At 73.0% G+C, this 26,675-nt stretch carries 26 protein-coding genes; 13 read left to right on the forward strand and 13 right to left on the reverse strand.

Annotation, left to right across the window (positions count from 1 at the left end):
- Nucleotides 1–37: 37 nt before the first annotated feature.
- Nucleotides 38–1,381: an MFS transporter gene (locus ACFFIC_RS04345; protein ID WP_377048883.1), complete on the reverse strand. Its 1,344-nt coding sequence runs from the start codon at nucleotides 1,379–1,381 to the stop codon at nucleotides 38–40.
- A 221-nt stretch (nucleotides 1,382–1,602) separates the two neighbouring features.
- Between ACFFIC_RS04345 and ACFFIC_RS04350 the strand changes: the two genes are divergently transcribed.
- Entirely contained in the window at nucleotides 1,603–2,232 is a 630-nt protein-coding gene (locus ACFFIC_RS04350) for a LysE family translocator (protein WP_377048885.1), read from the forward strand.
- A 3-nt stretch (nucleotides 2,233–2,235) separates the two neighbouring features.
- On the opposite strand, the gene ACFFIC_RS04355 is transcribed toward ACFFIC_RS04350, so the two are convergent.
- Together ACFFIC_RS04355 and ACFFIC_RS04360 are read right to left on the reverse strand one after the other, a co-directional pair.
- Nucleotides 2,236–3,252, reverse strand: coding sequence for a Bug family tripartite tricarboxylate transporter substrate binding protein (locus ACFFIC_RS04355; RefSeq protein ID WP_377048887.1), 1,017 nt, complete (start codon nucleotides 3,250–3,252; stop codon nucleotides 2,236–2,238).
- Between the two features lie 229 nt (nucleotides 3,253–3,481).
- A complete protein-coding gene (locus tag ACFFIC_RS04360) occupies nucleotides 3,482–4,396 on the reverse strand; it encodes a LysR family transcriptional regulator (RefSeq protein ID WP_377048889.1) in 915 nt (304 codons plus the stop codon).
- Between the two features lie 111 nt (nucleotides 4,397–4,507).
- Between ACFFIC_RS04360 and ACFFIC_RS04365 the strand changes: the two genes are divergently transcribed.
- Nucleotides 4,508–5,695, forward strand: a complete 1,188-nt coding sequence (locus ACFFIC_RS04365) for an MFS transporter (RefSeq protein ID WP_377048891.1) — start codon at nucleotides 4,508–4,510, stop codon at nucleotides 5,693–5,695.
- A gap of 26 nt (nucleotides 5,696–5,721) precedes the next feature.
- Here ACFFIC_RS04365 and ACFFIC_RS04370 read toward each other — a convergent pair whose 3' ends face one another.
- Nucleotides 5,722–7,506 carry an aminopeptidase P family protein gene (locus ACFFIC_RS04370; protein WP_377048893.1) on the reverse strand — a complete coding sequence of 595 codons (1,785 nt, stop codon included), beginning with the start codon at nucleotides 7,504–7,506 and terminating at the stop codon, nucleotides 5,722–5,724.
- Between the two features lie 162 nt (nucleotides 7,507–7,668).
- Between ACFFIC_RS04370 and ACFFIC_RS04375 the strand changes: the two genes are divergently transcribed.
- Together ACFFIC_RS04375 and ACFFIC_RS04380 are read left to right on the forward strand one after the other, a co-directional pair.
- Nucleotides 7,669–8,034 (forward strand): DUF1127 domain-containing protein, encoded by a 366-nt coding sequence (locus ACFFIC_RS04375; protein ID WP_377048895.1) that lies wholly within the window; start codon nucleotides 7,669–7,671, stop codon nucleotides 8,032–8,034.
- A gap of 199 nt (nucleotides 8,035–8,233) precedes the next feature.
- Nucleotides 8,234–9,460 (forward strand): hypothetical protein, encoded by a 1,227-nt coding sequence (locus ACFFIC_RS04380; protein ID WP_377048897.1) that lies wholly within the window; start codon nucleotides 8,234–8,236, stop codon nucleotides 9,458–9,460.
- Nucleotides 9,461–9,472: 12 nt separating this feature from the next.
- On the opposite strand, the gene ACFFIC_RS04385 is transcribed toward ACFFIC_RS04380, so the two are convergent.
- Both ACFFIC_RS04385 and ACFFIC_RS04390 read right to left on the reverse strand, forming a co-directional pair.
- The gene (locus tag ACFFIC_RS04385) at nucleotides 9,473–10,378 is read right to left on the reverse strand and encodes a 50S ribosomal protein L11 methyltransferase (protein WP_377049271.1); all 906 of its coding nucleotides are present in this window, start codon (nucleotides 10,376–10,378) and stop codon (nucleotides 9,473–9,475) included.
- Nucleotides 10,378–12,624, reverse strand: coding sequence for an ATP-dependent helicase (locus tag ACFFIC_RS04390; protein WP_377048898.1), 2,247 nt, complete (start codon nucleotides 12,622–12,624; stop codon nucleotides 10,378–10,380). Before ACFFIC_RS04390 ends, ACFFIC_RS04385 begins: the two co-directional genes overlap by 1 nt.
- Nucleotides 12,625–12,690: 66 nt before the next feature.
- On the opposite strand from ACFFIC_RS04390, the gene ACFFIC_RS04395 reads away from it, so the two are divergent.
- The gene (locus tag ACFFIC_RS04395) at nucleotides 12,691–13,653 is read left to right on the forward strand and encodes a hypothetical protein (RefSeq protein ID WP_377048900.1); all 963 of its coding nucleotides are present in this window, start codon (nucleotides 12,691–12,693) and stop codon (nucleotides 13,651–13,653) included.
- A 6-nt stretch (nucleotides 13,654–13,659) separates the two neighbouring features.
- Here the strand turns inward: ACFFIC_RS04395 and ACFFIC_RS04400 are convergent, their stop codons facing one another.
- Complete coding sequence (locus ACFFIC_RS04400) at nucleotides 13,660–14,406, reverse strand: ZIP family metal transporter (protein ID WP_377048901.1); 747 nt, start codon at nucleotides 14,404–14,406, stop codon at nucleotides 13,660–13,662.
- Between the two features lie 88 nt (nucleotides 14,407–14,494).
- Nucleotides 14,495–15,457 (reverse strand): methylenetetrahydrofolate reductase [NAD(P)H], encoded by a 963-nt coding sequence (gene metF / locus ACFFIC_RS04405; RefSeq protein ID WP_377049272.1) that lies wholly within the window; start codon nucleotides 15,455–15,457, stop codon nucleotides 14,495–14,497.
- Nucleotides 15,458–15,672: 215 nt separating this feature from the next.
- Between metF and ACFFIC_RS04410 the strand changes: the two genes are divergently transcribed.
- Nucleotides 15,673–16,488: an MlaA family lipoprotein gene (locus ACFFIC_RS04410; RefSeq protein WP_377048903.1), complete on the forward strand. Its 816-nt coding sequence runs from the start codon at nucleotides 15,673–15,675 to the stop codon at nucleotides 16,486–16,488.
- A gap of 306 nt (nucleotides 16,489–16,794) precedes the next feature.
- Nucleotides 16,795–17,421, forward strand: a complete 627-nt coding sequence (locus ACFFIC_RS04415) for an MlaC/ttg2D family ABC transporter substrate-binding protein (RefSeq protein WP_377048905.1) — start codon at nucleotides 16,795–16,797, stop codon at nucleotides 17,419–17,421.
- A 99-nt stretch (nucleotides 17,422–17,520) separates the two neighbouring features.
- Here the strand turns inward: ACFFIC_RS04415 and ACFFIC_RS04420 are convergent, their stop codons facing one another.
- The 3 genes from ACFFIC_RS04420 to ACFFIC_RS04430 all read right to left on the reverse strand — a co-directional run bounded on the left by ACFFIC_RS04420 (nucleotide 17,521) and on the right by ACFFIC_RS04430 (nucleotide 20,224).
- Nucleotides 17,521–18,042 (reverse strand): GNAT family N-acetyltransferase, encoded by a 522-nt coding sequence (locus tag ACFFIC_RS04420; protein WP_377048907.1) that lies wholly within the window; start codon nucleotides 18,040–18,042, stop codon nucleotides 17,521–17,523.
- Between the two features lie 30 nt (nucleotides 18,043–18,072).
- Nucleotides 18,073–19,752, reverse strand: a complete 1,680-nt coding sequence (gene ettA / locus ACFFIC_RS04425; RefSeq protein WP_377048909.1) for an energy-dependent translational throttle protein EttA — start codon at nucleotides 19,750–19,752, stop codon at nucleotides 18,073–18,075.
- Between the two features lie 109 nt (nucleotides 19,753–19,861).
- Entirely contained in the window at nucleotides 19,862–20,224 is a 363-nt protein-coding gene (locus ACFFIC_RS04430) for an HNH endonuclease signature motif containing protein (protein ID WP_377048911.1), read from the reverse strand.
- Between the two features lie 115 nt (nucleotides 20,225–20,339).
- On the opposite strand from ACFFIC_RS04430, the gene ACFFIC_RS04435 reads away from it, so the two are divergent.
- Nucleotides 20,340–20,915, forward strand: a complete 576-nt coding sequence (locus tag ACFFIC_RS04435) for a LysE family translocator (RefSeq protein WP_377048913.1) — start codon at nucleotides 20,340–20,342, stop codon at nucleotides 20,913–20,915.
- Nucleotides 20,916–20,930: 15 nt separating this feature from the next.
- On the opposite strand, the gene ACFFIC_RS04440 is transcribed toward ACFFIC_RS04435, so the two are convergent.
- Nucleotides 20,931–21,689 carry an SH3 domain-containing protein gene (locus ACFFIC_RS04440; RefSeq protein WP_377048915.1) on the reverse strand — a complete coding sequence of 253 codons (759 nt, stop codon included), beginning with the start codon at nucleotides 21,687–21,689 and terminating at the stop codon, nucleotides 20,931–20,933.
- Between the two features lie 73 nt (nucleotides 21,690–21,762).
- The gene (locus tag ACFFIC_RS04445; RefSeq protein WP_377048917.1) at nucleotides 21,763–22,224 is read right to left on the reverse strand and encodes a GNAT family N-acetyltransferase; all 462 of its coding nucleotides are present in this window, start codon (nucleotides 22,222–22,224) and stop codon (nucleotides 21,763–21,765) included.
- Nucleotides 22,225–22,310: 86 nt separating this feature from the next.
- Between ACFFIC_RS04445 and ACFFIC_RS04450 the strand changes: the two genes are divergently transcribed.
- The 5 genes from ACFFIC_RS04450 (at nucleotide 22,311) to ACFFIC_RS04470 (ending at nucleotide 26,673) form a co-directional block, all read left to right on the forward strand.
- Nucleotides 22,311–22,736, forward strand: coding sequence for an OsmC family protein (locus ACFFIC_RS04450; protein ID WP_377048919.1), 426 nt, complete (start codon nucleotides 22,311–22,313; stop codon nucleotides 22,734–22,736).
- A gap of 52 nt (nucleotides 22,737–22,788) precedes the next feature.
- The gene (locus tag ACFFIC_RS04455) at nucleotides 22,789–24,372 is read left to right on the forward strand and encodes an ABC transporter substrate-binding protein (RefSeq protein ID WP_377048921.1); all 1,584 of its coding nucleotides are present in this window, start codon (nucleotides 22,789–22,791) and stop codon (nucleotides 24,370–24,372) included.
- Between the two features lie 59 nt (nucleotides 24,373–24,431).
- Nucleotides 24,432–25,694: an aminopeptidase gene (locus ACFFIC_RS04460; RefSeq protein ID WP_377048923.1), complete on the forward strand. Its 1,263-nt coding sequence runs from the start codon at nucleotides 24,432–24,434 to the stop codon at nucleotides 25,692–25,694.
- A gap of 66 nt (nucleotides 25,695–25,760) precedes the next feature.
- Nucleotides 25,761–26,126, forward strand: a complete 366-nt coding sequence (locus ACFFIC_RS04465; RefSeq protein ID WP_377048925.1) for a hypothetical protein — start codon at nucleotides 25,761–25,763, stop codon at nucleotides 26,124–26,126.
- A gap of 67 nt (nucleotides 26,127–26,193) precedes the next feature.
- Nucleotides 26,194–26,673 carry a copper chaperone PCu(A)C gene (locus ACFFIC_RS04470; protein ID WP_377048927.1) on the forward strand — a complete coding sequence of 160 codons (480 nt, stop codon included), beginning with the start codon at nucleotides 26,194–26,196 and terminating at the stop codon, nucleotides 26,671–26,673.
- Nucleotides 26,674–26,675: the final 2 nt, after the last annotated feature.

Raw genomic sequence — 26,675 nt, forward strand, 5'->3', positions numbered from 1 at the left:
GGGGCAGGACGCAATCGGTTCCCGCCCCCGCGATCCCTCAGCGCGCGGCGGGCCGGGGCAGGCCTGGCGACGGCATCGCGGCGGGCGGCGCCTTCGCCGCGGCGGCTGCGGCGCGCGCGGCGTTCCAGGCCAGGGCGCCCATGCCGATGACCGCCACGGCCGCCACGTAGTGCGCCGCCGCGTGGCGGTCCGTGGCCATCAGCAGCGAAACGAGCAGCGGGGTGATGCCGCCGAACGCCGCATAGGCCACGTTGTAGGAGAAGGAGACGCCGGTGAAGCGCGTTTCCGCCGGGAAGGCCTGCACCATGACGAAGGGCACCACCGTGATCACCCCGGCGGAGGCTCCGGCAAGGGCGTAGAGCGGCAGCAGGCTGCCCGGGCTCGCCTCTGTGCCGTAATAAAGGGCGTAGGTGGCCGCGATCAGGGCGAGGCAGCCGGGAATGCCGGTGCGCAGCGCGCCGAAGCGGTCCATCAGTGCGCCATAGGCCACCGCCATGATGGTCAGCGTGAAGGTGGCGGCGACGTTGGCCGAAAGGGTGGTGGCCGGCGCCAGCCCGTGCATCTTCTGGAACAGCGCGGGCGTCATCAGGATCACCACCACGATGGCCGCCGTCAGCATCCAGGTCAGCAACATGGAGATGGCCACCGCCCGGCCCTGCCCGCGCAGCACGGCCTTGATCGGCATCTCGCGCGCCGGGCCGGCACGGCGCCGCATGGCCTCGAAGACCGGGGTCTCGTGCAGCCACCGGCGGAGCACCATGGCCACCAGGCCGAAGATGCCGCCCGCGACAAAGGGAATGCGCCAGGCGAACTCGGCCACCTCGGCCGGGGTGTAGGCGAGGTTGATCCCCGTCGCCATGAGGGAACCCAGCAGGATGCCGCCCGTCAGCCCGCCCGTGAGCATCCCGCATGCGATGCCCACGCGGCGGGCGGGCACGTGCTCGGCCACGAAGACCCAGGCACCGGGCGCCTCGCCCCCGATGGCCGCCCCCTGGAGCAGGCGCATGGTCAGGAGCAGGATCGGCGCGGCCACCCCGATGGAGGCGTAGGTGGGCAGCAGCCCCATCGCCAGCGTCGGCACCGCCATCAGGAAGACCGAGAAGGTGAAAACCCGCTTGCGGCCGAACAGGTCCCCGAAATGGGCCATGACCAGCCCGCCCAGCGGCCGCGCCAGGTAGCCCGCCGCGAAGATCCCGAAGGCCTGGAGCTGCTGCAGCCAGTCCGGCATGTCCGCCGGAAAGAAGAGCCGGGCGATCGTGACGGCGAAGAAGACGAAGATGATGAAGTCGTAGAACTCGAGCGCACCGCCGAGGGAGGCGAGAAAGAGGGTGCGGATGTCCTGCCGGGTCAGGGGCGGCGGGGCTTCGGTGCTGTGCTGCATGGGTTCGGTTTTCCGGCGGTCGGGCCCGGCGGAAGCTTTCGTCCGGGCGTGCTGCCGCGCAATCTCGTGTCGCGGGGCGCCCGCCACCATCACGGATCGAGCAGGCGAGCCATGCCGAGTTGGCGCAGCGCGGGCCGTTCCTGCCCGGCATCACCGGGGTTGATGCCGGGGATCAGCGGAAGTCGTTCGACGGCGGCGTGCGCCGGGGGCAGGAATCGCCCATGCCCGTCGATCCCGCCCTTCTCCTCGCCTGCGTGCTGGCCAGCCTCGTGGTGGCGGTGGCGCCGGGGCCCGACATGATGTTCGTGCTCGGCCAGACCCTGGCGGGCGGGCGGCGGCGGGGCTGGGCGGCGGCGGCCGGCATCTATTGCGGGGCGGCCGTGCACATCGTGCTGGCCGCGCTCGGCGTCGCGGCCCTGCTGGCGGCGGAACCCGCGCTGTTCACGGCGCTGCGCGTGCTCGGGGCGGGCTACCTGATCTGGCTCGGCGTCCAGTCGCTGCTGGCCGCCTGGAAGGGAACACCGGTCGGAGCGCCGTCGGCCGTCGCGGCGCGGCGGGTGGTGGCCCAGGGCGCGCTGACCAACCTGCTCAACCCCAAGGTGGCGCTGTTCTTCCTGGCCTTCCTGCCGCAGTTCGTGGCGCCGGACCGCGCGGCCCCCTGGGTGCAGATGCTCCTTCTGGGGCCCGTGCTGCCGCTGGTCTCCGTTCCCATCTTCGCCGCGCTGATCGCGGGGGCGGCCCGGGCGGCCGAGGGACTCTCGCGCTCCGCCCGCGCCGCGCGCTGGCTGCACGGGGCGGCCGGCGCGATCTTCCTGGGCCTGGGGGCGCGGCTGCTGGCCCAGCGCTCCTGAAGGCTAGCGCGCCGCGCCCAGCACCTTCTCGCGCATGTCGTCGATGAAGCCGAGCATCCAGCGCGTGTAATCCGTCGCCTCCTGGACGGAGCCGCCCATGGTTTCGAGCGAGAGATCGGCCAGCCGGCCGCGCACGGCGGGGTTCTTCGCCGCGCGGTCATAGGCCGCGTTCACCTGGGAAACGACCGCGGCGGGCGTGCCGCCGGGGGCAAAGAGGATGATGCCCATGTTGAAGGCCAGGTCGCCGTAGCCGGTCTCGGCGATCGTGGGCACGTCGGGCAGCTGCGGGATGCGCTCGGGCGAGAGCACCGCCAGCGCCTTCAGCCGCCCGGCCTGCACATGGGGAAGCAGCAGCGCGGTCGGCTGCACCACAAAGGAAACGCGCCCGGCCAGCAGGTCCGAGGTGAAGTCGCCGCGATAGGGAACGTGCACGGCCTCGAAGCCCAGGCGCTGGCTGAGGCGCGCGGGCACCAGGTGGAACAGGGTGCCCACCCCGAAGGAGGCGTAGTTCAGGTCGCCGGAGCGCTGCTTCCCCACCCGGGCGAGGTCCGCGATGGTGTTCACCCCGAGATCGGGGTTGGCGACCACCATCCAGTGGTCCCGCGTGGCGCGGGAGATGGGGGTGAAGTCGGTGAAGGGGTCCATCGGCGGCCGCCCCGCCAGCAGGAAGGAATGCACGATGGCGTCCACACCGCCCATGAACAGGGTGTGGCCGTCGGCGGGGGAACGGGCGGCGGCCTCCACCGCGATGATGCTGGCAGCGCCGGGGCGGTTGTCCACCACGACCGGCTGGCCCAGCGCCTCGGCCATGGGCTCGGCGGCGGCCCGCGCGGTGAGGTCGATGGTGCCCACCCCCGGCGCCACGCCGACGATGATGCGGACGGGGCGCGTGGCGTAGCCGCGCGCGCTTTGGCCGCCCGGCGCCTGAGGAGCGGGCGCCTGAGGAGCGGGCGCTTGCGCGAGCGCGTCCCGGGCGGCCAGGGCCGCGGGCGCCGCGGCGAGGAGGATGCGCCTCTGCATGGGTCGTTTCCTTGCGGGACACGGCTTGAATGCCGCTTTCCGGCTCAGCTTAGGGTCGCCCGGCGGTGCGGCCAACCGGAGAGCGCGCCATGGCCGTCCCTGCCCGAACGGGTGGCGCTTCGGCATCGCCAAGTCCGCGATGCAGGGGCATGGCCCGTGCGGGAGCACAGCCGGCACCCCGCCCGCCCGCGCCCTGGAGACGCTCCTCCGGGCGCCCCGCCGCCCTTCGTCATCCGACGCGCGCGCGTTCCGCCAGGAAGTCGAGCATCGCCCGCACCCGCGCCGGCAGCGGCCCGCCGCCGCCCGCCCAGACCGCGTGGACCTCCTCCATCTCGCCGGGGTTCAGGTCTTCCAGCACCGGGCGCAGTCGCCCGGCCGCGATGTCGGCGCGGGTCGTGAAGGCGGCCAGACGCGCCAGTCCGACGCCGGCGATCGCGAGGTGCCGCAGAGCCTCCCCGTCGCTCGCCTGCACCACGCCGAGGGGCGGCACCAGCACGCGCCGGCCGTCGCTCAGCAGCGGCCAGCCCTCCACGGCGCGCGCGTAGCCGAAATGAAGGCGGTTGTGGCCCTCCAGCTCCGCGAGGCTCCGCGGCTCGCCGTGGCGGGCCAGGTAGGCGGGGCTGCCGACGATGTGCAGCCGCGTCTCGCCGAGCTTGCGGGCGACGAGGCTGGAGCTGCGCAGCGGGCCGGCGCGCACGGCCACGTCGATCCGCTCCGCCAGCAGGTCCACCACGGCGTCGGTCTGCACGATGTCGAGCGTGACGCCGGGATGGCGGTCCAGGAAATCCGGCAGGATGGGCGCCAGCAGGTGCACGCCGAAGGAGACGCTGATGCTGAGGCGGATTCGCCCGGCCGGCCGCTCGCCGCCCGCCGCGGCCCGCTCCGCCTCCTCCAGGTCGGCGAGGATCCGCACGGCGCGCTCGTAGAAGGCGGCGCCTTCCGGGGTGAGCTGCAGGCGGCGGGTGGAGCGGTTGACCAGCCGCGCGCCCAGCCGCGCCTCCAGCCGCGCGATGAGCTTGCTGACGGCGGAGGGCGTCATCCGCGACGCCCGGGCCGCGGCGGAGAAGCCGCCAAGCTCCACCACGCGGACGAAGACCTCCATCTCGCCCGATCGGTTCAGTCCCGGGCGGAACAGCTCGGCCATGTTGAACTCGGTTCACAGATGATGTGCCGGCAACGGCCCTAGGTCATCGTTGCGGCGCTGTCCATCTTGGCCCGGACACAAACCCCGCCCCTTCCGGAGGCCCTCCGTTCCATGCCCCTCGCCCTCTATGCCCTGGCGGCCGGTGCCTTCGGCATCGGCGTCACGGAATTCGTCATCATGGGCCTGCTGCTGGATGTCAGCGCCGACCTCGGCGTCTCCATCGCCACGGCCGGCCTGCTCATCTCCGGCTATGCGCTCGGCGTCGTGCTCGGCGCGCCCATCCTCACCGCCGCCACCGCGCGCATGCCCCGCAAGGGCACGCTGCTCGGGCTCATGGTCATCTTCACGGTCGGCAACCTCGCCTGCGCGCTCGCGCCCAGCTACGGGCTGCTGATGGCCGGGCGGGTGCTGACGGCCTTCGCCCACGGCACCTTCTTCGGCGTCGGCTCGGTGGTCGCGACCTCGCTCGTGGCGCCGGACCGGCGCGCCTCGGCCATCGCCATGATGTTCACCGGTCTTACCGTCGCCAACATCCTGGGCGTGCCCTTCGGCACCTGGCTCGGCCAGCACGAGGGATGGCGCGCCACCTTCTGGGCTGTGGCCGCGATCGGCGTGGCGGCGCTGCTGGTGATCGCCTTTCTCGTGCCGCGCGACGCGGCGCCGCCGGAGGCCTCGGACTGGCGGGCGGACATGCGCGCCATGCTGCGCAAGCCCGTGCTGCTGGGCCTGGCCATGACGACGCTCGGCTTCGGCGGCGTTTTCGCGGTCTTCACCTACATCGCGCCGACGCTGACACGGCTGGCCGGGTTCTCCGAAGCGGCCGTGTCGCCGATCCTGCTGGTCTTCGGCGCCGGGATGGTCGTGGGCAACCTGGCCGGCGGCAGGCTGGCGGACCGCAGCCTCGGCCGCGCCGTGCTCGGCTCCCTGCTGGCACTGGCCCTCGTCCTCGGGCTGATGACGGTGGCGCAGCACGGCCAGTGGACGGCGGTGGCCTTCGTCTTCCTGCTGGGCATCACCGGCTTCGGCACCGTCGCGCCGCTGCAGATGTGGGTGCTGCAGCGGGCGGAGGGCGCGGGGCAGAGCCTGGCCTCCAGCCTGAACATCGCCGCCTTCAACCTGGGCAACGCGCTGGGCGCCTCCGTGGGCGGGTGGGTGATCGACCACGGCCCCGGCCTCTGGGCCGTGCCCCTGGCCGCGGCCGCCATGCCCGTGCTGGCCCTGCTGCTGGCCGCCGCCGGCATGCGCGAGCACCGGAGAAGCGCGACGGCCGCGCTGGCACCGCGGCGCCGGGCGGCCTGATCACGCCCCCGGAGGGAGGGCCACCGTCAAAGCGGCGCGCAGGCCCCGCGCAGCCAGCTGGCGGTGGCCTCGTCCAGCCCGGGCGAGATCTCCGCTAGGACGCGGGCATGGTACGCGTCGATCCAGGCGCGCTCGCCCGGAACCAGGGCGTCGGGATCGATCAGCGCGCGCTCGAAGGGAACCAGGGTGAGGGTTTCGAAGCGGAGCCACGGGCGCGGCCCCGGCACGGTGGCATCGGTGCGGACCAGAAGCAGGTTCTCGATGCGGATGCCGTAGGCGCCCGGCAGGTAGAAGCCGGGTTCGTCGGACAGGATCATGCCCTCGCGCAGCGCCACGTTCGCGGCGCTGCGGGAAAACGCGGCCGGCCCCTCATGCACCGAAAGAAAGGCGCCGACCCCGTGGCCGGTGCCATGGTCGTAGTCCAGCCCGGCCTCCCAGAGCGGGCGGCGGGCGATGGCGTCGAGGTGGGGGCCGGCGACCCCCGCGGGGAAACGCGTGGCGGCGAGCGCGACCATGCCGCGCAGCACGAGGGTGTAGCGCGCGCGAAGCTCCGCCGGCGGCGTTCCGGGACCCGTCCAGAGGGTGCGGGTGATGTCGGTGGTGCCGTCCAGGTACTGCCCGCCGCTGTCGAGCAGAAAGGACTCGTTTGGGCGGACCGGGCGGTTGGTCGCCTCCGTCGCGCGGTAGTGGATGATGGCGCCATGCTCCCCCGCGCCGGCGATGGCGGGGAAGGATTCCGCGCGGAACAACGCCTCCTCCCGCCGGAAGGCGAGCAGGCGGTCGGCCGCCGCCAGCTCGGTCAGCCCGCCCGCGCCGGCCCGGGCGGCGAACCAGGCGAGGAAACGGGCCATGGCGCGGGCATCCCGCCGGTGGGCGGCGCGGGCACCCTCCTGCTCGGCCCCGTTCTTGGTGGCGCGCGGCAGGCGGACGGGATCCGCCCCGGCCACGGCAAGGGCCCCGGCGGCGCGGAGGGTCTCGGCGAACCAGGCCGGCGTCGCCTCCGGGTCCAGGCGGACGGTGCGGCCGCGCAGCGCCGCGAGGGCGGCGGGCAGCCCGGAGCGCGGCTCGATGGCAACCGCGTTGCCGAGTGCCTCGCGCAGCGCGGGCCCGGCCTTGGCCGGATCCATGAACAGGGTGACGCTGGCATCGCTGCGCAGCAGGGCGAAGGCCAGGGCGAGGGGCGTGTGGCCGAGGTCGCCGCCGCGCATGTTGAGCACCCAGGCCACCGAATGGGCATCGGCCAGCACGACCGCATCCTGCCTGGCGTCGCGCAACTCGCGCGCGATCGCCTCCCGCTTCTCGGCGGAGGAGCGCCCGGCGTGTTCCAGCGGCCATGGCTCGGCGGTGGCCGAGGGCGCGGCGGGGCGGTCCGCCCATGCGGCGTCCAGCGGGTTCGCGGCCAGGGGCACGAGGGTGGCGCCGGACGCGGCGAAGCGGTCCAGCGCGGCCTGGGGGTGCAGCCAGGGGTCGTAGCCGATGCGCTTCCCGGCCGCGTGCTCCTTCAGCCAGGCGGCCGGGGGCTCCTCCACGAGGTGCCGCCGCTCCCACAGGGCGGGGTCGGTCTCCTGGGCGAGCTGCGTGGTGTAGCGACCATCCGAGAAAACCGCGGCGCGGTCGGGCAGCACGATGGCGAGGCCGGCCGAGCCGGTGAAGCCCGTGAGCCATGCCAGGCGCTCGCCGGAGGGCGGCACGTACTCGCCCAGGAATTCATCCGCCCTCGGAACGATGAAGCCATCCACCCCCGCGCGGGCCAGTTCGGCCCGGAGCGCTTCGAGTCGGACCCAGGATTGTGTCACCAGTTCGTTAACCAAGGCATAGTTCCCCAGAAACCCATGCTATCGGCGCATGGCTTGACCACATGAACAGCACGACATTTGTGTCGAAGGCGGGTCCATATAGGTCCCACACGAGACGGCCGGGCAGCGAGGACATGGGTTCTCGCGGGACGCCGCCGCCGACACGGACGACACGCAATGAACCCCCGCATCTCCCAGGCGCACAACCCCGCGCCGATGATGCCCTATCCCGCGAACCTCCCGGCGATCAGCCAGCAGGAGCTTCTGCGCCAGGCCAACGAGGCCCGCAACGCGGTCATCACCTCCGGTCTCCAGCGCATGGTGGCGGGCTTCGCCGCCTGGATGCAGCGCCGCCGCGCCGAGGCCGAGCTGCAGTCGCTGACCGACCGCGAGCTGGCCGATATCGGCATCAACCGCGCCGAGATCCGCTTCATCCTCGATGGCCGCGCGCCGCCTCGTCGCGAGGTGCCCGCCCCCCGCGCTGCCGCCACGCCGGTTCCGGCTCCCGCGAACGACCGCAGCGGGAAGACCGTGGCCGCCTGAGGCCGCGCCTTCCCCGAAGGACCGGGGCGGCGATCCTCCCCCCTGAACTCGCCGTCCTGATGCCCGGCCCGCGAAGCGCCCCTCCCCCCCCAGGGCGCCGCCGCGGGCCGGTGCTGTTTCTGGTTCCCCGCGGCGGCTCGCCTCGCCGGCCATGACAGCTTCGGCCCGGGCAGACGGCGGACGGCACCGCGTTCGGCGCATGATGGCCGCCGCCTCCGTGCTTTTGCTGCTCGCGGGCGTGGCACCGGCAGAGGCCCAGTCGCGCTCCCGCGGAAGGGCGGCGTCGCAGCTCCGCCAGGCGCCGCCGGAGGATCCTGACGAACCCTCCGAAGGCCTGACCGCCCCCACCGGCACCTTCGGCACCGCGCTGAACGAGGAACGTCGGGGCGGGCGGCGCCCGCCGGATGAATCCTCCGCCACCTCCATTCTCGGAGCGCGGCTGGGCCTGCCGGCCGGCTTCGCCATTCACGCCACCCTGCACCTGGAACCCTTGCAGGAACTGGGCTCGGAGCACGGACGCCTGCCCGGCCACGTCGCCTGGGTCGAGACGCTGAACCTGCGCTGGCAGCGCGGGCCGCTGGTGGCTTTCGTCGGCAAGATCCATCCCCGCTTCGGCGCGGCCTGGTTCCGCGTGCCCGGCCTTTACGGCGCCGACTATGCCGGGGACTACGAATTGCGGGAAAAGCTCGGCGCCGGCCTGGAGCTCGACCTGGAGGACGTGTTCGGGCTCGATGACGCCCTGGGCGGGCACGAGCTCCGCGTCGAAGCCTTCCAGGCCGACACGTCCTTTCTTTCGGGCGGCCTGTTTCGCCCGCGCTGGGCGGAGACCGTGCCCGGCACCGCGGCCACCGCCACGCTCTGGCATCGCAGGAACCGCCGCGCGCTGGGCGGTGCGGACAACGCGCCGGGGGTGGCGGGGCTGACGCTTTCCCTGGTGGGCACGGGGATCGACCTGCCGGGGGATGCGGGGCTGGGCTACAGCCTGGCGCTGTCGCGGCGCGATCCCGGGGCGGATGCGGCGGCCGCCGGGCGCGGGCGCCACGAACCAGGGGCGGCGGCCGCGCTGTTCGCGGATTTCGGCCTGCCTCTCGGCCTGCGCCTGCTGCCGCTGGTGGAGGTGGCGCACCAGGACCAGGCGGGCGGCTTCGCGGGCGGCCGGGCGGGCTGGGTCACCACCGCCGTGACGCTCCGGCGGGGCGCCGTCTCCGGGAGCGTCATTGAGATGCGGCGCAGCACGCGCGATGCCGCCGCCGGGCGGGCCTTCGGGCGCGAGCGTGCCGCCAACCTGACACTGGACCTGGGCGCGCTGAGCGGGCGCGCCCTGCTGGCGCCGGTCTCCCTCTCGCTCGACATCCGCCGCGCCGCCGAGGGCGGCCGCCACGCGACGGATGCGGCGGCGGGGCTGCTGGTCAGCCTGTCCTTCTGACGCGGACGGGCGTCAGCCCCGCTTGCGCAGCACCAGCGTGGTCCAGGGCCCGAGGTTCAGCCGGCGTTCCAGCCGGAGCCCGCCGCGCCGGTGCGCGGCCATGACCTGCCGCGCCTGGGTGCCGAGCAGCCCCGCCAGGATGGCGGTGCCGCCGGGGCGCAGGTGGCGGGCCATGTCCCGCGCCATGGCGCAGAGCGGGCGGGCCAGGATGTTGGCGAAGACCAGGTCGTAGCCGCCGCGGGACACGGCCGGGGCTTTCCAGCCATCCGCCAGGATCGAGCGCACCAGCGGCTTCAGGGCGTTGAGGTCGGCGTTCTGGTTGGCGACGCGCACCGACCAGGGCTCGATATCGGTGGCCAGCACGCGCCGGTGCAGGGCGCTGGCGGCCGCCATGGCCAGGATGCCGGACCCGGCGCCGAGGTCCAGCAGGCGGAGCTGGTCCTTTGGCAGCGGGCGCATGCGGCGCGAGGCCGCCTCGAAGGCGATCAGGCAGCCGCGGGTGGAGGCGTGCTCGCCGGAGCCGAAGGCGAGGCCCGCATCCAGCTTCAGCACGGTGCGGCCGTGCACGCGGCGGTCCGGCAGGTGGGTGGGGCGGATCAGCACGCGGCCGCCGATCGCCTGCTCGGGAAAGGCCTCGGCGGTGCGGGCCAGCCAGCCCTCGGCCTCCACCGGCGCGCGCTCCGGCACCAGATCCAGCCCGGTCATCAGGGAGGCGAGCGCGAGCGCGGCCGTGAGGTCGTCCTCCTTGGCCCCTTCCTCGCGCACGCCCTCCACCCGCCAGGTGTCGGTGGCCTCGTCGAGGAAAAGGGAGACGGTGCGGCAGGCGCGCTGCAGGGCGGCCTCCACCGCCGGGACCGCCTCCTCCGGCAGGGCGTCGATCCAGACGGTTTCCAGGTTCTGGGCGTGTCGCCGGGACATCATGCTCTCTCCACGAAGCTGTCGAGCACGCGCTTCTGCCCGGCCTTCTCGAAATCCACCTCCAGCCGGTTGTCGTCCACGGCGGTGACGCGGCCATAGCCGAACTTCTGGTGGAACACGCGCTGGCCCACCTTCATGGCATCGGCCCGGCTGGGGCGCTCCTTCACCTCCCAGGCGCCGGCCTCGATCACGCGGGGGCGCTGGGTGGAGAAGGGCGAGGAGCCGCTGAACACCGAGGGCGCATCCACCATGCGGGCGCGCTGCATGCTCGTGCCGCCCTCGCGCTCGATCTGCTCGGGCGGCAGGTCCTCCAGGAAGCGCGACGGGATGGCGGCGGACCAGTTGCCATAGACCCGCCGGTTCGCGGCGTGGGAGATCACGGCCATCTTCCGCGCGCGGGTGATGCCGACATAGGCGAGGCGCCGCTCCTCCTCGAGCGACTTCGTGCCGCCCTCGTCGAGCGCGCGCTGGTGGGGGAACAGCCCCTCCTCCCAGCCCGGCAGGAAGACAAGGTCGAATTCGAGGCCCTTGGCCGCGTGCAGCGTCATCAAGGAGACGCGCGCGCCCTCGGCGTTCTCGTCGTTCTCGGTGACGAGCGCCACGTGCTCCAGGAAGCCCTCCAGCGTCGCGAACTCGCCGATGGCGCGCACCAGCTCCTTCAGGTTCTCCAGCCGGCCCGGTGCCTCCGCCGACTTGTCCTGCTTCCACATCTCCGTGTAGCCGCTCTCGTCGAGCATGGTGGCGACGGCGACGACGTGCCCGTCCCGCTGCGTCAGCGCGCGCCAGCGGGAGAAGCCGTCGAACAGCTCGCGCATCGCGGCGCGGGGCTTGGCGCGCAGGGCCTCCGTGCGCGCCAGACGCTCGGCGGCGATGGCGAGCGGGATCGACTGCTCTCGCGCGCCCACATGCATCTGCTGCAAGGCGCCGTCCCCGATGCCGCGCTTGGGGGTGTTCACGATGCGCTCGAAGGCCAGGTCGTCGCTCGGCTGGTGCAGCACGCGCATATAGGCCATGGCGTCGCGCACCTCGGCGCGCTCGTAGAACTTCAGCCCGCCGACCACGCGATAGGGAATGCCCAGCGTGATCAGCCGCTCCTCGAAGGCGCGGGTCTGGAAGCCCGCGCGGACCAGGATCGCGGTCTCTCCGAGCGACACGCCCTTCCTCTGCGCCTGCTCGATCCGCTCGCCAACCATGCGGGCCTCCTCCTCGGAGTCCCAGAGCGAGACGACGCGCACCTTCTCGCCCTCGGCGTCGCTGCGGCCGGAGCGCAGCGTCTTGCCGAGCCGCCCCTCGTTCTTGCTGATCAGGTGCGAGGCGGCGGCGAGGATGGGGCGGGTGGAGCGGTAGTTGGATTCCAGGCGCACGATCTTCGCGCCGGGAAAATCCTTTTCGAAGCGGAGGATGTTCTCCACCTCCGCGCCGCGCCAGGAATAGATCGACTGGTCGTCGTCGCCGACGCAGCAGATGTTGCGGTGCTCCTGCGCCAGCAAGCGCAGCCAGAGGTACTGCACGCTGTTGGTGTCCTGGTACTCGTCCACCAGGATGTAGCGGAAGGCACGGTGGTACTGCGCCAGCACGTTCGGCTGCGTCCGCAGGATCTCCACCATGTGCAGCATCAGGTCGCCGAAGTCGGCGGCGTTGAGGTCCCGCAGCCGCGACTGATACGCCTCGTAGATCTGGCGCGCCCGGTTGTTGGCGTAGTCGCTGTCCTCGGCCGGCGAGACGCGCGCGGGCGGCAACCCGCGGTCCTTCCAGCGCTGGATCACCGCCATCATCCCCTGGGCCGGCCAGCGCTTCATGTCGATGACAGCCGCGTCCATCACCTGCTTGAGCAGCCGCATCTGGTCGTCGGTGTCGAGGATGGTGAAGGAGGAGGTCAGCCCGACATACTCGGCGTGCCGCCTGAGCATCCGGGCGCAGAGGGCGTGGAAGGTGCCGAGCCAGAGCCCCTCCGCCGGACCGCCGAGAATGGCCGCCACGCGCTCGCGCATCTCCCGCGCGGCCTTGTTGGTGAAGGTGACGGCCAGCACCTGGTTCGGGAAGGCGCGGCGGGTCATCAGGATATGGGCGAAGCGGGTGGTCAGCACCCGCGTCTTGCCGGTGCCGGCGCCGGCCAGCACCAGCAGCGGCCCGTCCACCGTTTCCACGGCCTCGCGCTGCTCGGCGTTGAGCTTGGCCAGGTAGTCGTCCGCGGGGACGGCCAGGCCTTGGGGATTCGCTTGGGGGGGCTGGGCTGGTGGGAACACGGGGGCGGCTATAGAACGGGATGCGAACCCGCGCCAACCACGATACACCGGACGGCGCAATTGGGGATGTGCCGATTGCCGCTTCGCCTCGCCCTCGAATGGTCCGCCCGGCACGGGGGCGCGCTGCTGGCGGTGGGCATTTTCGCGGGGCTGCTGAGCCCGCCCGTCTCCGCCGCGCTGCGGGACGTGGTGACGCCGGTGGTCGCCTCGCTGATGACGCTGGTGCTGCTGCGCGTCGATCCCGCGCAGGTGCTGGCCTATCTGCGGCGCCCCCTTCTCGTGGCGGCCCTCCTCGCCTGGATCCTCCTCGCCTGCCCGGTGCTCGCCTTCGCGGTGGCCAGGCTCGCGGGGCTCGCCGGGGCCACGGGGCTGGACGGGCCGCTGGGCGCGGCGCTGGTCATCATGGCCACGGGCTGCGCCGCCACCTCCTCCCCCGCCTTCGCGCGGCTGGTGGGGCTGGACGGAGAGGTTTCCCTGGTGGTGGCCGTGCTCTCCACCCTGCTGGTTCCCTTCACGGCCCCGCCGCTGGCGCTGGGGCTGCTGGGGATCGACCTGGCCATCTCGGTCGGCGCCCTGACGGGGCGCCTCGTGCTGGTGGTGGGCCTGCCGCTGCTGCTCTCGGTCCTCATCCGGCGGATCGTCGCGCCCGCGGCGCTGGAGCGCTGGGGGCGCGCGGTGGACGGCACGGTGGTCCTCCTCGTGGTGCTCTACGGCTTCGGCATCATGGACGGGGTGCTCGCCCGCCTCCTTGCCTCCCCCGGCTTCGTGCTGGGGGGCGTGGCGCTGGCCTTCGGCGGCTCCTTCGCGCTCAACGCCGCGACCGCCCTCGCCTTCCGCCGGGCAGGGCGGCAGGTCGCCCTTTCGGCGGGGCTGCTCTCGGGCAACCGGAACATGGCGCTCTACTTCGCCGTGCTTCCGGCGACGACGGACCCGCGGATCCTCCTTTTCTTCGCCCTCTGCCAGTTCCCCCTGTTCCTCTCGCCCTTCCTTCTGCGGCCGGTCTACCGGCGGCTGCGGCCAGGGCGGTGAGGCGGCTCAGCCGCCCAGCTTGGTCAGCACGAAGGCGGCCAGAAAGCCCAGCACGGTGATCAGCCCGGCATAGTCGTGCGCGGTCTCGAAGGCCTCGGGGATCATGGTGTCGGCCAGCATGGCCAGGATGGCGCCCGCCGCGATGGCCGTGACGAAGGCGACGGCCCCCGCGCCCGAGCCCGCCATCAGCAAGGCACCCAGCAGCGCGGCCAGGCCGGAGAGCAGGGCGATGCCGCTCCAGACGCCGAACACATAGGTGGCGGACCGCCCGGCGTTCCGCATGCCCGCCGCGCTCGCCAGGCCTTCCGGCAGGTTGGACAGGAACACCGCCGCCACCGCCACCAGGCTCACCCCCTCCCCCGAGAGAAGGCTGACGCCGATCACGACGGATTCCGGGATGCCGTCCAGCAACGCCCCCACGGCGATGGCGGTGCCGCCGCCCCCTTCCTCCGCTTGCTGCCGCCCGGAGCGCTTGCGGTGGCGGGCGCCGTAGCGGGAGAGCGCGATGTTGGCGGCGGTATAGGCGACGGCGCCGGCCAGGAAGCCGGCCGCGGTGGGGCCGAAGCCGCCGCGCCGCTGCGCCTCGTCCATCAGGTCGAAGGACAAGGCGGAAACCAGCACCCCCGCGCCGAAGGCGGTGATCGCCGCGATCCAGCGCGGCGGCAGGCGGGCGAACCAGGCGAGTGCCGCCCCGATGACCAGGGCGGCGCCGCTGAGCAGGCCCCAGAGGCCCGCCTGGACATAAAGGGGCATGGATACCTTCCGCGGGAGGGACGGGACGAACGCGCCGGGGGAGGCGGAGTTCGCCGCCCCGGCGCCCCCGCTTCCGCGTCCTCCCGGCTCAGCGCTGCGGGCGCGCCCCCAGGATATGGGCGATGGCGTAGGTCAGGTCCGGGCGGTTGAGGGTGTAGAAGTGGAACTCGTCCACCCCGTTGGCCTGGAGCAGCCGCACCTGCTCGGCGGCCACCACGGCGGCCACCATGCGGCGGGTCTCCTGGTCGTCGTCCAGGCCATCGAACAGGGTGCCCATCCAGTCCGGCACCCTGGCGCCGCACATCGCCGAGAACTTGGCCACCTGGGCGAAGTTGGTCACCGGAAGGATCCCCGGCACGATCGGCACGGTGATCCCCGCCGCGTGCGCCCGGTCGATGAAGCGCAGGAAGGTGGGGGCGTCGAAGAAATACTGGGTGATGGCGCGCGTCGCCCCGGCATCGATCTTGCGCTTGAGGTTGTCCAGGTCGTCGTCGGGGGAGGTGGCGGTGGGATGGACCTCCGGATAGGCCGCCACCGAGATCTCGAAGTCGCCGATGCGCTTGAGCCCGGCCACCAGGTCCGCCGCATAGGCGTAGCCGCCGGGATGGGGCGCGTAGCCGTTCTGGCCGGCCGGCGGGTCCCCGCGGAGCGCGACGATGTGGCGCACGCCCGAGTCCCAGTATTCCCGGGCCACCGCATCCACCTCCTCCCGCGTGGCGCCGACGCAGGTGAGGTGGGCGGCGGGGGTGAGGCTGGATTCGCGAAGGATGCGCGTGACGGTGGCGTGCGTCCGCGCCTGGGTGGTGCCGCCCGCGCCATAGGTGACGGACACGAAGCGGGGCGCCAGCGGCTCCAGCCGCTTCACGCAGGACCAGAGCTGGGCCTCCAGCGCGTCCGTCCGGGGCGGGAAGAACTCAAAGGACAGCAGCGGTGCCGGCATGGCCGTCAGCGAGGGCAGGGCGCCGACGCGCGGGCCCGAAAGCCAGCTCTGCAGCGTCTTGCCGGGGCCGGATTCCCCCGGGGGGCCCTGTGTGCGTGCGGGGGGCGACATGTCGTTCATGCGGTGGTCCTAGAGCATCCGGGGGCCGGATCGAAGCGGCATTTGGGGGTGTGCGGCCCGGCGTCGACCCCGCGCCGGCGCTGCCGGTGGCCCTGGACGGGGTCACGCGGGGTTGTGCGGCTCGTCCTGGCCGGTGCATGCGCGATGGTTCCCGGTTCTTGCTGCGGGTGCTAACACCCTTGCGACATCGGATTTAAGCGCCCCTCATGAGCCACCCCCGCTACTCGATTCACCGCCTTTTCCCCGCCGCGCTGGCCCTGGGGATGCTGGCCGCCTGCGCGACGATGCCGCCGCCCGACGACAAGGACGCGCTGGAGGAGTTCCGCGCCAACAACGACCCGGCCGAGCCCTTCAACCGCACGATGTACGACGTGCACCAGGCGATCGACACGGCGGTGCTGCGCCCCGTGGCGGTGGCCTACCGCGCCGTGGTGCCCCCGCCCGTCCGGACCGGCCTGTCCAACGTGCTGAGCAACCTGCGCAGCCCCGTGATCCTGATGAACGACGCGCTGCAGGGCGAGACCGAGCGCTTCGGCATCACCCTCGGGCGCTTCATGATCAACTCCACGGTCGGCGTGGGCGGCATCTTCGACGTGGCCGGGCGCCTGGGCCTGGTGCCACACACGGAGGACTTCGGGCAGACCTTCGCGGTGGCGGGGGTGGAGGAAGGTCCCTACCTCTTCATCCCCATCCTCGGCCCCAGCAACCCGCGCGACCTGCTGGGCTTCGCGGCCGGCATCGCCGCCGACCCCTTCACCTGGCTGACCTTCGGCAACCGCGACCTGCTGGACACGCTGAGCTACGTCCGCGCCGGCGCCACGGTGGTGACCACCCGCGAATCCCTTCTCGACACGCTGGACGACGTGCAGCGCACCAGCCTGGACCCCTACGCCACGCTGCGCAGCGCTTACCGGCAGCAGCGCGCGCGCGAGATCGCCAACACCCCGGGCGCGGTCGCCTCGCAGCCCCAGGGTTTGGGGACGGGGTTGGGCAGCACCGAGCCGGGCGTGGGACAACCCTGAGCCGCGATCCGGCCGCCGCCCCGCCGGGCGGGCAGCGCCCGGCCGGCCCCGCGGGAACGGAACCGGCCCGCGGGCGTTGAGGCGGCGGAACCACCGGCCGGCCGGCGGCGCATGCCGGGCTGGCGGGAGGTTGAACGGTGGGGCGTTGAGCCGGGCGGCACGGCGCACCACCTGCGGACGAATGACCCGGCCATCCCCTTGGCCGCCTCCCTCCTGGAACGGCCGGCCTGCACCGCGGCGCCCGTTGCGGGGCCAACCAGGCGGCCGGCCCGGCCGGCCGACAGACAGAGCGAGACTTGTGACCCCATGATCGAACGACGCTCCCTCCTCGCCGCCGGCGCCGCGCTGGTTCTGGCGCGGGCCGTACCCGCCGCCGCCCAGCCGGTGGACACGGCGCGCGCCACCGCCTTCATCCAGGCCACCGGTCGGGATCTGGTGGCCGCCATCAACTCCGGCGCTCCGGTCGCGCAGCGGCGCGAGCAGGTCGCGGCCATCCTGCGCCGGGCCGTGGACGTGGAAGGCGTGGGGCGCTTCATCCTCGGCCGCTACTACCGCTCCGCCACCCCGGAGGAGCAGGCGCAGTACATGCGGCTCTTCGAGGAAACCCTGATCCGCAACCTGTCCGCCCGCTTCGGCGAGTATCAGGGTGTCCGCTTCTCCCTCGGCCGCAGCCAGCAGCGGACGGAGGACGACACGCTGGTGAACACCGTGGTGGAGCGCCCCAACCTCGCTCCCTTCTCGCTCGACTGGCGGGTCGGCGAGGTGGCCGGCCAGCCCCGGGTGGTGGACGTGATCGCCGAGGGCACCTCGCTGCGCCTGACCACGCGGAGCGAGTACTCGGCCGTGATCAGCCGCAACGGCGGGCGGGTGTCTTCCCTGCTGGACGCCATGCGCAACCAGGTGGCCCAGCTCGCGGCCCGCGAGGGGCGCTGAGCGAGGGGCAGGCCGCCAGCTCCGGGTGGCGCCTGCCCGTTGAACATGGGCCGCCATCCTGGCGCTTCCGGCGGCAAGGCGCCGGCCGCCCGCGTCCGGTCAGCGCAGGCTTTCAAACACCAGCATGCGATGGCCGAGATTGGTGAACTCGCCGCTCGCCCGCATGCCGATGTCGGACATCACGGCGCGGGAGGAGGCGTTGCTTTCCCGCGCGATGCCGATGATGCGGGACAGCCCGGCCGCGTGGCCGAAGTCGAGCGCGGCGCGCGCGGCCTCGCGCGCGTAGCCCTGGCCCCTGCATTCCGGCCAGAGCGCGTAGCGCAGCGCGACGCCGCGGCCGTCCGGGCGTTCCATCAGCCCCGCCATTCCCAGGAACTCGCCGTCATCCGTGCGGTGGACGGCCCAGGTGCCGTAGCCGCGCACCTCCCAGAAGTCGATGTCGTCGGCCAGCTCCTCCGCCGCACGCTCGGGGCTTCGCACGCCGTGCAGCATGGTCTCGAACACGGCGGGGTCGGATTTCAGGCGCACGAGGTCGGGAAGGTTCTCCTTCCCGACCGGGAGCAGCGTCAGCCGCTTCGTGCGGACGACGCGGGACATGACGAGCCGGGCCGCGTGGTGCATGGGCTTAGCCGGGAGCGATGGCCGTGACGCTCACCGCGTCAACGGCCGGTACTTGATCCGGTGCGGCTGGTCGGCCGCGGCCCCCATGCGGCGGCGCTTGTCGGCCTCATAGGCCTGGTAGTTGCCCTCGAACCACTCGACATGGCTGTCGCCCTCGAAGGCCAGGATGTGGGTGGCCAGGCGGTCCAGGAACCAGCGGTCGTGCGAGATGATGACGGCGCAGCCCGCGAAGTCCGTCAACGCCTCCTCCAGCGCGCGCAGCGTGTCCACGTCGAGGTCGTTCGTGGGCTCGTCGAGCAGCAGCACGTTGTGCGGGTTCTTGAGCATCTTCGCGAGGTGCACGCGATTGCGCTCGCCGCCCGAGAGCACGCCGACGGGCTTCTGCTGGTCGCCGCCCTTGAAGTTGAAGGCGGCGCAATAGGCGCGGCTCGGCACCGCGCGCTTGCCCATGGTGATCAGGTCCTGGCCCTCGGAGATCTCCTGCCAGACCGTGTTCTTGTCGTTCAGCGTGTCGCGGCTCTGGTCCACGTAGCCGAGCTCGACGCTGTCGCCCACCGTCATGGTGCCGACATCGGGCTTGTCGCGGCCCGTGATCATCTTGAACAGCGTGGTCTTGCCCGCGCCGTTCGGGCCGATGACGCCGACGATGCCGCCGGGCGGCAGCTTGAAGGACAGGTCGTCGATCAGCAGGCGGTTGCCGAAGCCCTTGCGGATGGCATCGGCCACGATCACGGTGTTGCCCAGGCGCGGCGCCGGGGGGATCTGGATCTCGGTGGGATCGGGGGCCTTGTCGAGGCTCTTCTGCAGAAGCTCCTCATAGGCCTGGATGCGCGCCTTGCTCTTGGACTGGCGGGCGGCCGGGCTGCGACCGATCCACTCCTGCTCCTCGGCGAGCTGGCGCTGGCGCGTGCTTTCCTCCTTCTCCTCCTGCTGCAGGCGCTTGCGCTTGGCGGCGAGGTAGGAGGAGTAGTTGCCCTCGTAGGGGATGCCCCGGCCGCGATCGACCTCGAGGATCCAGTTGGTGACGTTGTCGAGGAAGTAGCGGTCGTGGGTGACGATCAGCACCGCGCCCTCGTACTCGCGCAGCGTCTTCTCCAGCCAGGACACGCTTTCCGCGTCCAGGTGGTTGGTGGGCTCGTCGAGCAGCAGCAGCTCCGGCTTCTCGAGCAGCAGCTTGCAGAGCGCCACGCGCCGGCGCTCGCCGCCCGAGAGATGCCCCACCGCGCTCTCGGCCGGCGGGCAGCGCAGCGCGTCGAGCGCGATGTCCACGGTGCGGTCGAGGTCCCAGCCCTCGGCGGCATCGATGCGCTCCTGCAGCTCGGACTGTTCCGCGAGAAGGGTGTTCATCTCCTCCTCGCTCATCTCCTCGCCGAACTTCATGGCGATCTCGTTGAACCGCTCGAGGTCGGCGGTCAGCGTGCCGAAGGCGTCGCGCACGTTCTCGCCCACGGTCTTGTTGGGGTCGAGCCAGGGCTCCTGGCTCAGATACCCGACGCGCACGCCCTCGGCCGCCCAGGCCTCGCCGCCGTATTCCTTGTCCTGCCCGGCCATGATCCGCATCAGCGTGGACTTGCCGGCACCGTTGGGGCCGAGCACGCCGATCTTGGCGGTGGGCAGGAAGGACAGGGTGATGCCCTTGAAGACCTCGCGCCCGCCCGGGTAGGACTTGGTGAGATCCTTCATGACGTAGATGTACTGGTATGCGGCCATGGTGGGGGCTCCGGGCGGCGTGCGTGCTTGCTGCGCGTTCTACCGGCGGAACCCCCTCGCGCCAAGGCGGCGGGGGGCGGGCCGGAGCGGCGGCAGGCTCAGGTGGTCCTCAGCGCCATTTCGGCGTGCGGTCCCGCGAGATGCGGGTGGGGGCGTGGAAGTCGGGCGGCTTGCTCGCCACCCAGCCGAGGAACTCGGCCAGGCGGGGCTCCGCCCGGAGCGTTTCGGGCTCGGCGAAGCGGCGGGCCAGCTCGGCTTCGGTGAAGCGGGCGTGGATCGCCTGGTGGCAGATATGGTGCAGCAGCACCGTTCCGCGATGGGTGCCCCCCTTCAGGCGGGGAATCAGGTGGTGGCGGCTGGCCCTCGCCCCCGGCGGGATGGGGCGGAGGCAGAGGGGACAGGCCGTCCCGGCGGGCGGGACCTGGGCCTCCCGGCCGCTTCGCGCGGCGCGCTTTTCATGGCGGCGGGACACAGGGGAGAGATGGGGTCCGGTGCCGCCGGGCGGAAGGCTCCTTCCCTGGTTCCGTCCCGGCCGGGACGATACAAGGCTCCGCGCCGGCCCTTCGGCGCCCAATTCGGGAGCATCCATGCAGGACCCGGTCCTTTTCGCCCTGACCGTGCTGCTGATCCTCGGCACGCCCGGCCCCACCAACACGCTGCTCGCGACGGCGGGCGCGACCGTCGGCTTCCGGCGGGCGCTGCCGCTGGTGCCGGCGGAGGCGGCGGGCTACCTGATCGCCATTCTCGTCATCGGCCTGGCACTGGGACCGGCCATCGCCGGGCTGCCGGCGGTCGCGGCCGGGCTGCGGCTGGCGGTGGGCGGCTATCTCTCCTGGCTGGCGCTGAAGCTGTGGCGGCGCGGGCCGGTGGACCTTTCGGCCATGCCGGTCACCCCGCGTCAGGTCTTCGTGACCACGCTCCTGAACCCCAAGGCGCTGGTCTTCGCCCTCGGGGTGATCCCCTTCGGGGCGGCACGCTGGTGGCCCTGGCTGCTGGCCTTCCTGGTGATGCTGGCGGGGGTGGCGCTGGGCTGGATCGCGCTGGGCAGCGTGCTGGGGCGTGCGGCCGGGGAAGCGGGCCGCGCCGGGCTGGTGCCCCGGATCGGCGCGGCGGCGGTGGGGGCCTTCGCCCTGGTGCTGGTGATCGGGCCGCTGCTGCGCTGAGCGCCACCGCCCGCCTCAGCGCGGGCCGCGGTCGCCGGGTCCTCGGTGGTCCGGGTCCCTGTGGTCGGAGCCCCTGTGGTCGGAGCCCCTGTGGTCGGAGCCCCTGTGGTCGGAGCCCCTGTGGTCGGAGCCTCTGTGGTCGGGGCCGCGCCCCTCGCCCCTGCCGTCCCAGCGCCCGTCCCGGCCGCGGTCGCCCTCCCCCGGGCCGCGTCCCGGGGCGGGCGGCGGGCCACGCCGGTCGTCGCGCCAGTCGGCCCTTCCGTCGTGGCGCCCGTCGCGCCAGTCGGGGCCCCGGCCGTCCCGCCAGTCGGGGCCGCGCCCCGGCGGGCCGTCGCGGCGCCAGTCGGGCGGGGGCGGGCCGCGGAACTCGGCGCGGGGCGGCGGGCCGCGCCAGCGGTCGCGCTCCGCGTACCAGGGGCGGTCCCGGTAATGGTGCCCCCAGTAGTCGCCCAGGCTGAAGCCCACGACCGGCACGCCGAAGCGCGGGCCGTATTCCACCAGCGGCAGCCCCCGGTTCTGGTAGACGTACTGGAGGTATCCCGCCGGCAGCCAGCCGCGCGAGGGGCCGTAGCCCACGTCGCACCAGTCATAGCCCTGCAGGCAACCCAGGATCTCGACGGGCACGCCGCCGGGAATGAAGGCGACCGGCGGGTACTCGACACCCGGACCGGCGCGCAGCTCCGCGGGCGAGGTGGCGAAGCCCGGGGCGGCGGCGGCGGGCGCGGCGAGGCCGAGGGCCAGGACGGCAGCGGCGGGCAGGAAGGCGGATCGCATCGCGTGATACTCCCGGGCTCTCGGGGTGATTCCCCCGACGCCAGGGGGGAGATGGGCCCGATGCGCGGCGGGATTATGGCGCCTCCCCGCGCTTGCGAAGCGGGCGCACCAGGCTCTCCCCGGCCGCGTGGAAGCCGAGAGCGCCGAGGAAGGCGGCCCCGGGGCCGGGCGGCGCCGAGGCCTCCAGCAGGTCGCAGCCGGCGGCGCGCGCGGCCTGGGCGCCGGCCTTGATGAGCAGGCGGCCGATGCCGTTGCGCCGCTCCTCCTCCGCGACCACCAGGGCCGTGATGCGGGCAAGCGGACGATCGGCGGACAGGGTGGGATGCCGGGACAGGGCGACCACCCCGATCACCGCGCCATTCCACCCCGTTGCCACCAGCACCGTGGAGGCGGGATCGCGCGCAACCGCCTCCAGCCGCAGCGCCATGCTTCGCGCCGTTCCCTGGGCCTCCCCACCCAGCAGGGCGGCCAGGTCGGCGGAATCGGCCGGCAGCGCGGCACGGAAATCCACCCCGTAACGGGTTCCTGTTGCCATGAGGTCCTTTCCGGCCTTGGAGATCGCCTGGCTGGTCCCAAGCTTTGCGCGCACGGGGCCATGGGGCCCCATATGAGGAGCAGATCATGCAGAAGCACGCTTCCGCCACGTGGACCGGCGGGTTGAAGGATGGGCGCGGTTCGATCTCGACCGAGAGCGGGGCGCTGAATGCCCAGCCCTATGGCTTCGCGATGCGCTTCGAGGGCGTGAAGGGCACCAACCCGGAGGAGCTGATCGGGGCCGCCCATGCCGGCTGCTTCACCATGGCGCTCTCCATGATCCTCGGCGGCGCCGGGCTGACCGCGGAGAAGATGGACACCAAGGCCGCCGTCACGCTCGACAAGGTGGGCGAGGGCTTCGAGATCACCAAGATCCACCTGACGCTGCGCGCCAAGGTGCCCGGCACGGACGACGCCGCCTTCCAGGAGCTGGCGGCCAAGGCCAAGGCGGGCTGCCCGGTGTCCAAGCTGTTCAAGGCCGAGATCACGCTGGACGCCGCCCTGGAGTCCTGACCCCCGTGGCGCCGGGGTCGTTCCCCCGGCGCCTTTCATGCCGGAGACGCCCATGACGACCCGCCGCCGCCTTCTGGGCGCCGCCCCCGCGCTTCTCGCCGCCCCCGCTTTCGCGCAGGGGGAGGCCGCGCAGGTGCTGCGCTTCGTGCCCCAGGCGGACGTGACGACGCTCGACCCGCTGGCCACCACCTCCTACGCGGTGCGCAACCACGCGCATCTGTGCTGGGACACGCTCTGGGGCCTGGACGCCGAGTTTCGGCCGCGGCCGCAGCTCGCCGAAGGGCATGCCGTGGAGGATGACGGGCGGCGCTGGGTGATCACGCTGCGCGACGGCCCCACCTTCCACGACGGCGAAAAGGTCCGCGCGGCCGATGCCGTGGCCTCCATCCGGCGCTGGATGGCGCGCGACACCCACGGGCAGACGCTGGCGGCGCGGATGGACAGCATGGAGGTGCTGGACGACCGGCGCTTCGCCATCCGCCTGCGCCGGCCCTTCGGGGTGATGCTGGAGGCGCTCGGCAAGTCCTCCTCCTATCCCTGCTTCATCATGCCGGAGCGCTTCGCGAGCCTCCCCGCCGCGACGCCGCTGACGGAGGTTGTGGGCTCCGGCCCCTACCGCTTCGTGGCGGCGGAGCGGCAGTCGGGCGTGCAGGTGGTCTACCGCCGCTTCGAGCGCTACGTGCCGGCGCCGGGCGGGCCGGTCGCCGTGACCGCCGGGCCCAAGCTCGCCCATTTCGAGCGGCTGGAATGGCGCATCCTGCCCGACCCCTCCACCACCGGCGCCGCGCTCCAGGCCGGGGAGATCGACTGGTGGGAGCGCATGGCGCCCGACCTGCGCGCCCTGCTGTCCCGCCGCCGCGACGTGGTGGTGGACAGGGTGGAAACGGAGGGAACCGTGGCCATGCTGCGCCCCAACCACCTGCACCCTCCGTTCGACGATCCCGCGGTACGCCGCGCCCTTCTGCCGGCGCTGAGCCAGACGGATGTGATGTCAGCCATCATGGGCGACGACCGCAGCCGCTTCCGCGACGGCATGGGCTGCTTCACGCCGGGCTCTCCGCTCGCCTCCGACGAGGGGCTCGCCGCCGTGACGGGCCCGCGCGACATCGCCGCGGCGCGCGCGGCCCTGGCCGCCACGGGCAAGCTCGGCGCGCGGGTGGTGGTGCTGAACCCGGCGGACCAGGTGAACAACAGCAACGCCACCCTGGTCTGCGCGGACGCGATGAAGCGCATGGGCTTCGAGGTGGAGGTCGCCACCTCCGACTGGGGCACCATGCTGACCCGCCGCGCCCGGCGCGACCCGCCGGAGCGGGGCGGGTGGAACGCCGTTTACGTCGCCTTCGGGGGCGAGGACCTGACCAATCCCGGCGGTCACCCCCTGCTGCGCGGCAACGGCGCCGATGCCTGGTTCGGCTGGCCCACCAGCCCCGCCCTGGAATCCCTGCGCGACGAATGGCTGGAAGCGCCGGATGCCGAGGCGCAGCGGCGGGTGGGCCGCGCCGTGCAGGCCCGCTTCTTCGAGGAGGTGCCCTTCTACGCCCTCGGGCAGTACTTCCTGGACAGCGCCTACCGCCGCGGCCTCAAGGTGGAGCGGCGCGGGATGACCCTGCCGCTGAACGTGCGGCGCGAGGCCTGACCGCCCCCTTGCCCATCCCCCCTTGCGCTTCGATCTTGGCGGGAACAGGAGTTCTGCCCATGGACCTCGCCCCCTTGCCCGCCGCCTTCTCCCCCACCCCGGACCCGGATGACGCCCGGCTGGACCGCCTGGCGGAGCTGGCCGTGAAGGTCGGGCTGGGGCTGGTGCCCGGGCAGGAGCTGGTGATGACCTCCCCCATCGAGGCGTTGCCGCTGGCCCGCCGCATCACCGGGCACGCCTACAAGGCCGGGGCGAGCCTGGTGACCACCCTGTTCTCGGACGAGCAGTCGGCGCTCCTGCGCTACCGGCACGCACCCGACGAGAGCTTCGACAAGTCCTCCGGCTGGCTGTTCGAGGGCATGGCGGCGGCCTTCCGCGGCGGCGCCGCACGGCTGGCGATCGTGGGCTCCGACCCCTCGCTCCTTTCGGAGCAGGACCCGGGCAAGGTGGCGCGGGCGAACCGGGCGCAGTCCAGGGCCTATCGCCCGGCGCTGGACCTGATCGCGGACAGCTTCATCAACTGGACCCTGGTGCCCTTCGCCCATCCGGCCTGGGCGCAGGCGGTGTTTCCCGTCGCGGCACCGGACGCGGCCGTGAAGCAGTTGTGGGACGCGATCTATTCCATCACGCGCGTGGACGCGCCGGACCCCATCGCCGCCTGGGCCGCGCACAATGCCGAACTGAAGGCACGGCAGGACCTGCTGAACGCCCGGCGCTTCCATTCCCTCCGCTTCCGCGGGCCGGGCACGGACCTGATCGTGGGCCTGGCCGAGGGCCATGCCTGGATGGGCGGGGCGAGCCGCGCCAAGAACGGCGTCTACGGCAACCCCAACATCCCGACGGAGGAGGTCTTCACCACCCCGCACCGGGCGCGCACGGAAGGCGTGGTCTCGGCCACCAAGCCGCTGTCCCACCAGGGCACGCTGATCGACGGCATCCGCGTGCGCTTCGAGGCAGGGGCCATCGTGGAGGCGCAGGCCACGCGCGGGCAGGCGGTGCTGGAGCAGATGATCTCCACCGACGCCGGCGCGCGGCAGCTGGGCGAGGTGGCGCTGGTGCCCTCCTCCAACCCCATCGCCCAGAGCGGCATCCTGTTCCTGAACACGCTGTTCGACGAGAACGCGGCGAGCCACATCGCGCTGGGCCAGGCCTACAGCAAGTGCTTCGTCGATGAGTTCAGCGAGGACGAGCTGGTGCGGCGCGGCGCCAACCGCAGCCTGATCCACGTGGACTGGATGATCGGCTCGCCCGAGGTCGAGGTGGACGGGCTGGACGAGGCCGGGCGCGCCACCCCGGTGATGCGCGGCGGCGAGTGGGTGTGACCGGCAAGCTGAGGTGACCGGCAAGTTGAGGTGACTCCCGCGGGCGGCTCCGCTAGAGCCGCCACCATGCGTCCCGGCTCCGGCATCGCGCGCCTTCTCGCCCTTCTGCTGCTCCTTCAATGGGCATCGGCGATGGAGCCGCACGCCCGCGCCCTGGTGGCGCTGGCCAACGCCGTGCCGGTGGAGCTGTGCGGCGCCCATGGTGCGCGCACGGTGCTGCTCGGCGAGGACGGGCAGCCGGCCGACCGTGCCGCGGCGCCGGATTGCTGCGCCGGGTGCCTCGTTCCGGTGGCGGGGCCGCCACCGCAATCCCTGGCGCCGCCCCGTCCCGTGTTCCACGCGCTGGCCCCCGCCGTGCCTGCGCGACCGGGGCTGCCCCCCTTGCCGCCCCGCGCGCCGCCCCAGCTTCCGCGTGCCCCACCGGTCGCCTGATCTTCCCCCATTCCATCGCACCAGCCGTGGCGCCGCCGCGCGCCCTCTCACGGGAAGAGATCCGATCATGACCTTTCATCGCCGCGCGCTCATGGGGCTGTCGGCCCTGGGCGCCCTCGCGCTCATTCATCCGCTTTCCGCCCAGCAGCCGGGCGTTTCCGTCGAGCAGCCCTGGGCGCGCGCGGCGCTCCAGGGCGGCAATGGCGGCGCCTTCCTGACGCTGCGCAACGCCGGGCCGGCCGCGGACCGCCTGGTCTCCGCCTCCACCCCGCTCGCCCGCGTGACGGAAATCCACGAGACCGTGCGCGAGGGCGAGGTGATGCGCATGCGCCCTGTTTCCGCGCTGGACGTGCCGGCCGGCGGCAGCGTCACGCTTCGGCCTGGGGGGGCGCATGTGATGATGGTCGGCCTGTCCCAGCCGCTGCGCGCGGGAACCACCGTGCCCCTCACCCTCACCTTCGAGCGCGCCGGCGTGGTCGAGGTCCAGCTTGCCGTGCAGGGCGCGGGGGCCAGCGGGCCCGCGGCCGCCGCGCATCACGCGCACTGATG

This window comes from Muricoccus vinaceus, assembly GCF_042433125.1.
Lineage (GTDB): Bacteria > Pseudomonadota > Alphaproteobacteria > Acetobacterales > Acetobacteraceae > Roseomonas > Roseomonas vinacea.